The sequence below is a fragment of the Ruthenibacterium intestinale genome (genome assembly GCF_040096265.1).
GTDB lineage: Bacteria > Bacillota > Clostridia > Oscillospirales > Ruminococcaceae > Ruthenibacterium > Ruthenibacterium komagatae.
Genome location: NZ_JBBMFA010000083.1, coordinates 20,686 through 27,003 on the forward strand (window position 1 = coordinate 20,686; position 6,318 = coordinate 27,003).

General features: G+C 59.7%; 5 protein-coding genes. 3 read left to right on the top strand and 2 right to left on the bottom strand.

What is annotated here, in order from left to right; translation table 11 throughout:
• Positions 1-6: 6 nt before the first annotated feature.
• Together WMO24_RS07125 and WMO24_RS07130 are read right to left on the bottom strand one after the other, a co-directional pair.
• On the bottom strand, positions 7-633 hold the full coding sequence (locus WMO24_RS07125) for a tetratricopeptide repeat protein (protein WP_349215663.1): 627 nt from the start codon (positions 631-633) through the stop codon (positions 7-9).
• A gap of 146 nt (positions 634-779) precedes the next feature.
• On the bottom strand, positions 780-1,589 hold the full coding sequence (locus WMO24_RS07130) for a tetratricopeptide repeat protein (protein WP_349215665.1): 810 nt from the start codon (positions 1,587-1,589) through the stop codon (positions 780-782).
• 369 nt (positions 1,590-1,958) lie between these two features.
• On the opposite strand from WMO24_RS07130, the gene WMO24_RS07135 reads away from it, so the two are divergent.
• From WMO24_RS07135 to WMO24_RS07145, 3 genes are read left to right on the top strand one after another with little or no spacing between them, the layout of a single operon-like run.
• Positions 1,959-3,005 carry a dipeptidase gene (locus tag WMO24_RS07135; protein WP_349215666.1) on the top strand — a complete coding sequence of 349 codons (1,047 nt, stop codon included), beginning with the start codon at positions 1,959-1,961 and terminating at the stop codon, positions 3,003-3,005.
• A gap of 9 nt (positions 3,006-3,014) precedes the next feature.
• On the top strand, positions 3,015-4,778 hold the full coding sequence (locus WMO24_RS07140; RefSeq protein ID WP_349215667.1) for an N-acyl-D-amino-acid deacylase family protein: 1,764 nt from the start codon (positions 3,015-3,017) through the stop codon (positions 4,776-4,778).
• A gap of 27 nt (positions 4,779-4,805) precedes the next feature.
• Complete coding sequence (locus WMO24_RS07145) at positions 4,806-6,272, top strand: S10 family serine carboxypeptidase-like protein (protein ID WP_349215669.1); 1,467 nt, start codon at positions 4,806-4,808, stop codon at positions 6,270-6,272.
• The last annotated feature ends 46 nt before the right edge of the window (positions 6,273-6,318 follow it).

Consider the following 6,318-nt stretch of genomic DNA (forward strand, 5'->3'; position numbering starts at 1 on the left):
GCGGTTCTACCGGGGCAGGACCTTGTCCTTCATGTCGGGCTCTATGTAGTCCTCGGGCTTGATCATGCCCTTGTACAGGCGCACGGCGCGGCAGTAGCCATAGTCCATCTGGGGCGGCTCCAGCGTGGCGTCGATCAGCTCCAGACTCTTTTCCGCCTCGGCGAACTTGCCCAGCTCCACATAGGCCGTGTAGATCCAGTGGGCCAGCGGATAGTGCTCATGGGGGTCAGACACCTTCATGCACTGGCGGAAGTCGTCGATGGACTCTTCCAGGTGGCCCGCCAGGTTCAGGGTGGTGGCGCGGTAATACCAGTACAGCCAGTTGTCGGAGTCCAGATGCAGCGCTACGCTGTAGTCGGCGATGGCGCTCCAGGTGCGGCCTGTCAGGCTCATCTTGCTGCCCCGCCCGAAGTAGTTGGGCGCGTAGAACGGGTCGTACACGATCCCTTGGGAATGGGCCTCGATGGCGCCCTCATAGTCCTGCTGCAGACCCAGGGCCTTGCCGTAGACGTACCAGGCATAGGCGTCGGTCTCGTCTTTTTCCAGCAGCGCCTTGCCCTCTTCCACCGTGGGCTGCATCATCAGCATGCGACGCATTTCCTCATTTTTCTCCTCGTTGTACACGAACTTCATCCATCACACCGCCTTTGTAAAACTCGTATATCCTATATGATTCTTTCTTTTAATAAAAAGGCGTTCGAACGCATAGTTTCCCACTATGCAGATTCAAACGCCTTTGTTGAATTTTCTGCAATGTGCCTTTATGAACTTTGCGCGCCTTACTCCAGAAGGCCCAGCCGCTTGGCAATGGGGATCGCCTTGGTGTGGGCAAACGCGCCGGGATATGCCACCTTCAGCAGCTCGCGGATGGCATCCTTGGCCTTTTCCGGTTCACCGTGGACCAGCCAGTAGCAGTACAGGCTGTAGTACAAACCATTCAGCTCCATCCGCACCCGGTCCTTCTGGGGAAGGACATTCTTTTCCAGCAGCGGAATATCGATAAACTCTTCCGGTTTCACGATTCCTTTATAAAGGAGGACCGACCGGCGGTAACCGTAATCCATCTGCGGTGCCTCCACCGAAGCGTCCACCAGATTCAAACTCTCCTCAGCCTCTTTGTACCGGCCCAGTTCCACGTTGGAAGTGTACAGCCAGTCCGCCAGGGGGTAATGCTCCTGGGGAGCGGTCAGGGAAATGCACTTTTTGAAATCGTCAATGGATTCCTCCACGTGGCCCTTCATATTCAAAGCCGTGGCACGGTAGTACCAGTAGGTCCAGTTGTCGGAGTCCAGATGGATGGCCATGGTGAAATCCGCCACGGCCTGCCAGAAGTGACCGCTGACGTTCAGCTTGCGGCCGCGGCCGAAGTAGTTGGGCGCGTAAAACGGGTCATACGCAATGCCGTGGGAATAGGCCTCCACCGCTTTGTCGTAATCGCCCTGCAGGCCCAGCGCCGTGCCGTACACGTACCAGGCGGCCGCATCGGTCTCGTCCTTGGCCAGCAGCTTTTCGCCCTCTTCCACCGTGGGCCGCATCATCAGAATATGGCGCATCTCTTCATTTTTTTCTTCGTTAAAGACAAACTTCACGGCCCATCTCTCCTTTTTGCTGAAAATCCTATATGATATATTCTTTTTTTCACAGCGCCGCGCCGAATCTGTACGCGGTTCGCGCACATGGTGCATGTTTCACAAACTTTCGACTAATTCTTGTTGCACTTTCACAACAAACTGGTCCATTTTTGTGAAAAAACCATGTTTTTTGTGTTAAGTTTTATCCCATTATAATCACTAAACATTGGTTTGTCAATGATTTTTCGTGCAAAAATCAACCCCCAAAAAACAAAAAATATCGTATATTATTCGATATTGATTTTCCTTTTTCTTTGTGAAATAATAAAACAAATTACAAATAGAGTATTGCAGCCGCTAAACATTGCAGTACAAGGAGGTTTTTTCATGAAGAACGTATCCGCAGAGGCATCCCGCATCCTGAAAGAGTCCTATGCCATTGACTCGCTGTTCCATGGCCTGTTCACCGATCCCCCCTTCGATTGTGCGCCGGGGAGAAACATTGTGGACATCCTGCTGGAGGGCGGCGTCACAGCCATCAGCACCACCATCGTGGACGACAACTACCCCTGTTCCTTCACCGAGTGCTGCAAAGCCATCCATCAATATTATCTGTTGGAAGAGACCTGCCCGGACAAGGTGATCATCGCCACCCATTCCGCCGACATCGAGCGGGCCAAGGCCGAGGGCAAGCTGGCCGTGATCATGAGCACCCAGGGCGCCTTCTGCTTCGAGCAGGACCTGCGCTACATCTCGCTTTTGAACCGTCTGGGCCTGAAGATCGTGCAGCTGACCTACAACCAGCAGTGCCACATCGGCTCCGGCGCCTTTGAGGGCAACGACACGGGCCTGACCCGCTTTGGCCAGCAGTGCATTTATGAAATGAACCGGGTGGGCATGCTGATCGACTTGTCCCACGTGGGCCGCCGCACCTCGCTGGACGCCATCGCCACCTCTTCGGACCCGGTGATCTTCTCCCACTCCTCCTGCTACGACGTGGCCAAGCACACCCGCAACGCCAACGACGAGCAGATCAAAGCGCTGGCGGCCAAGGGCGGCGTGATCTGCCTGTGCCCCCACAGCGTCATGTGCAACGAGGACCAGAGCACCTGGCCCACCGTGGACCGGTACATCGACCACATCGCCCACGTGGCGGATCTGGTGGGCATCGATTACATCGGCATCGGCACCGACCGCTGGAAACGTCCCACCCTGGATTACCTGATGGGCCGTGTGGAGTTCGAGCGCACCTGCCCCAACTGGTTCGGCAAGTTTGACGGCAACCAGAAGCACGTGCAGGGCTTCAACTACTTCGACGAGTGGGACAACCTGGTGGACCACATGCTGGCCCGCGGCTTCGGCCAGGCCGACATTGAAAAAGTGCTGGGCGGCAACCTGATGCGCGTGTTCCGCCAGGTATGGGACAAGAAATGAGGCGGCCCTATGTATGACATTCTGATTCAGGGCGGCACCGTGATCGACGGGACCGGTGCCGCGGCCGTGCGGGCCGACGTGGGCATCCGCGGCGATCAAATTGCAGCCATTGGCGATCTGAGCGGCGAAAGCGCCGCCCAGGTCATCGACGCCCGGGGCAAGGTGGTCACTCCGGGCTTCATCGAAATGCACTCCCATGCGGACCAGACCCTGCTGGGCTACCCCACCATGGACAGCATGCTGCACCAGGGCATCACCACCTTTGTGGGCTGCATGTGCGGCCAGTCCATCGCGCCCATCGGCAAATACTGGCTGGCCAATCAGGCCATGCGGGACATTTTTGACGAATTGACCCCCAAGCTGTACGCGGACATGTACAACGAGGATTACTACGCACTCAGCGAGGACGCCATTCCCCTGATCCGCAAGCACTGCGGCTTCGACCCCAGCTGGCACACCTTCCACGAGTGGCTGGACGCGGTGGACGCCCACGGCACTTCCGGCAACATCGTGACCGTGCTGGGCTACAGCACCATCCGCATGAACGTGATGGGGCCGGACGGCCTGCGCAAGCCCACCCCGCAGGAGAAGGAACAGCTGAAAGAGTACATCCACGAGGCGCTGGACGCGGGCGCCTTCGGCATGTCCGTGGGTCTGGACTACGAGCCGGGCATCTTCTCCGACACCGAGGAGCTGCTGGAGATGAGCCGGGAACTGAAGCAGGACAACGGCATTCTGTTCGCCCACTGGCGCAAGACCGGCCCCCGGGTGGGCACGCCCAAGCGCCAGAAGAAGATCGACGGCATCATCGAAATTCTGGAGATCGGCCTGCGCAACGACATTCAGGTGCAGATCTCCCATCTGTCCAAAGGGTACGAGCTGTACCCGGCCAACGACGATTTCCTGCAGCGGGCGGCGTCCCAGCGCACCCTGCAGGTCATTGACGAGTACGTGGCCCGGGGCGTGCGTGCGGGCTTTGACGTGATCCCCAACTCCACGGGCGGCACCATGATCGCCCCGGACCTGATCACCCTGTTCCGCCCCTGGTACAAGTTCACCGGCGGCATCACCCTGTTTTTGCACAACCTGACCAAGCTGGACTACCGCAAGCAGATTCGGGACGCCATCTACGGCGGTACTTATTACATTCTGAACCCCAAGGTCCAGCCGGAGTGGGAAGAGGAAATCAAAATCATGCGCTGCGCCGAAAAGCAGTACGAGGGCAAAACCGCCAAACAGGTGGGCGTCATGATGGGCAAGGAGACGCTGGAAGCGCTGTTCGACCTTCTGCTGCTGGACTGCCACACCCAGATCTTCCGCGCCGTGCACGACGCCAACGCCGAGAGCGTCAAGACCTTTGTGGGTCATCCCAAGGCCACCCTGGGCAACGACACCTTTGTGTTCGGCCTGGACTCCACCGTGGCCTACGACCCCGAAAGCCCCGGCAACAAACCCAACCCCAACACCTACTGCGGTTTCATCAAGTTTTTGACCGAGCTGGGCGGGGATGACCGGGAGCAGATGATCTACAAGCTCACCGGCCGCCCGGCGGAAATTCTGCACTTCCAAAAGCGCGGCACACTGGCGCCCGGCAAGCAGGCGGACGTGCTGGTCATCGACTGGGACCGCCTGAAGACCAACGAGAACGTGCTGGACCCCGCGGTGTATCCCGAGGGCATCGAGCACGTGCTGGTCAACGGCACGCCCGTTCTTCGCAACGGACAGCACACCGGCGCGCTGCCCGGCGGCGTCATCCGCCGGCAGGACTGCTGAGACAACAAACAAGGAGGTTTGAAGCACATGTACATCACAGAAAAGTTCGACCCCGCCACCTTCGCGCCCGCCCGGTTTGAGTCCGACGGCGAGATCCAGCTGCGGGGACAGCAGATCCCCTACCACACGGTCAGCGAGGACAACGTGTTCTACGACGCGTCCGGCAAGCCCATCGCGTCCATTTTCTCCTACTCGTATTTCCGCTCCGACGTGAAGGATGTGGCCAACCGCCCGGTGCTGTTCGGCTTCAACGGCGGCCCCGGCTCCTCCTCCATGTACGTGCATGCGGGCTTTTTGGGCACCACCCGCGTGTTCTACGAGGAGACGGACCGGGCCACCTCGCTGCCGCCCTACAAGTCCATGGACAACCCCGACTGCCTGCTGGACATTGCGGACATCGTTCTGGTGGACCCGGTGGGCACCGGCTACGGCGTGCTGCTGGACGAGAACAGCGCCGACAAGTTCTACGGCATTGAAGAGGACGCCGAGGCCCTGCTGGTGTTCATTGAAAAGTGGCTGCACCGCTATGGCCGCTGGACCAGCCCCAAATACCTGATCGGTGAGAGCTACGGCTGCACCCGTGCCGCCACTGCGGCAGGCATCGCGGCCACCCGCAGCCACGAGCGCTCCTACGCGCTGGCCTTTGACGGCATCGTCATGATCGGCAACACCGTGACCACGGGCAAATACTTCGAGCGGGAGGTCCCGGTGGAGCACGCCGTGGTGGCCTTCCCCTCCTACGCCGCCATTCACTGGTATCACAACCACCCCACGGAAGAGACGCTGGAAGCGTTTGTGAAGCGGGCCCGCGCCTTCGCGGACACCACCTACCTGACGGCGCTGTACCGGGGCGAGTCCCTGACCGGGGACGAGCGCGAAGACGTGATCCGGCAGATCCAGGACTTCACCGGCGTCTCCCGCCAGTACCTGACCGACCGGGCCCTGCGCATCGACGACGAGAGCTTCCGGCTGGAAGTCATCAAAGAGAAGGGCGCTTCGGTGGCCCGGTTCGACGGCCGCATCACCCGGCCGCGCTACGTGCCCGAGGCCGTGGAGAACGTGACGGGCGTGTACGACGACGCCTCCAGCGACCGGTACGGCGCGTTTTTCTTCGGCGTGCTCACGGGCGTGATCTTCCCCAAGCTGAACATTCATCTGGACCGGGTGTACGTGCCCGCGGCCTGCATGTACGACATGTTTACCAAGAAGGATCGCTGGAACCGGGAGGCCCCCATGGGCACCACCGGCGAGCAGCTGCGCAACGCCATGTGCCGCATGCACGGGCTGCGGGTGTTCTTCACCAACGGCTACTACGACACGGCCACCCACATCGGCATCATCTATTACATGCTGAACCACGCGGGCCTGCCCATGGACCGGGTGTCCCTGAAGGGCTATCCCTCGGGCCACATGATCTACATCGGCGAGGACAACGTGAAGACCCTCAGCGACGATGTGCGCAGCTTTGTGGAAGGCGCCATGCCCTCCGACTGAGCCTCAAACGCAAAAGCGCCCCCTGCATCCCGCGGGATGCAGGGGG

Excerpts from the sequence above, each read along its gene's own strand:
- WMO24_RS07145 (WP_349215669.1), top strand. The coding sequence starts at position 4,806 with ATGTACATCACAGAAAAGTTCGACCCCGCCACCTTCGCGCCCGCCCGG.
- WMO24_RS07140 (WP_349215667.1), top strand. The coding sequence starts at position 3,015 with ATGTATGACATTCTGATTCAGGGCGGCACCGTGATCGACGGGACCGGT.
- WMO24_RS07135 (WP_349215666.1), top strand. The coding sequence starts at position 1,959 with ATGAAGAACGTATCCGCAGAGGCATCCCGCATCCTGAAAGAGTCCTAT.
- WMO24_RS07125 (WP_349215663.1), bottom strand. The coding sequence starts at position 633 with ATGAAGTTCGTGTACAACGAGGAGAAAAATGAGGAAATGCGTCGCATG.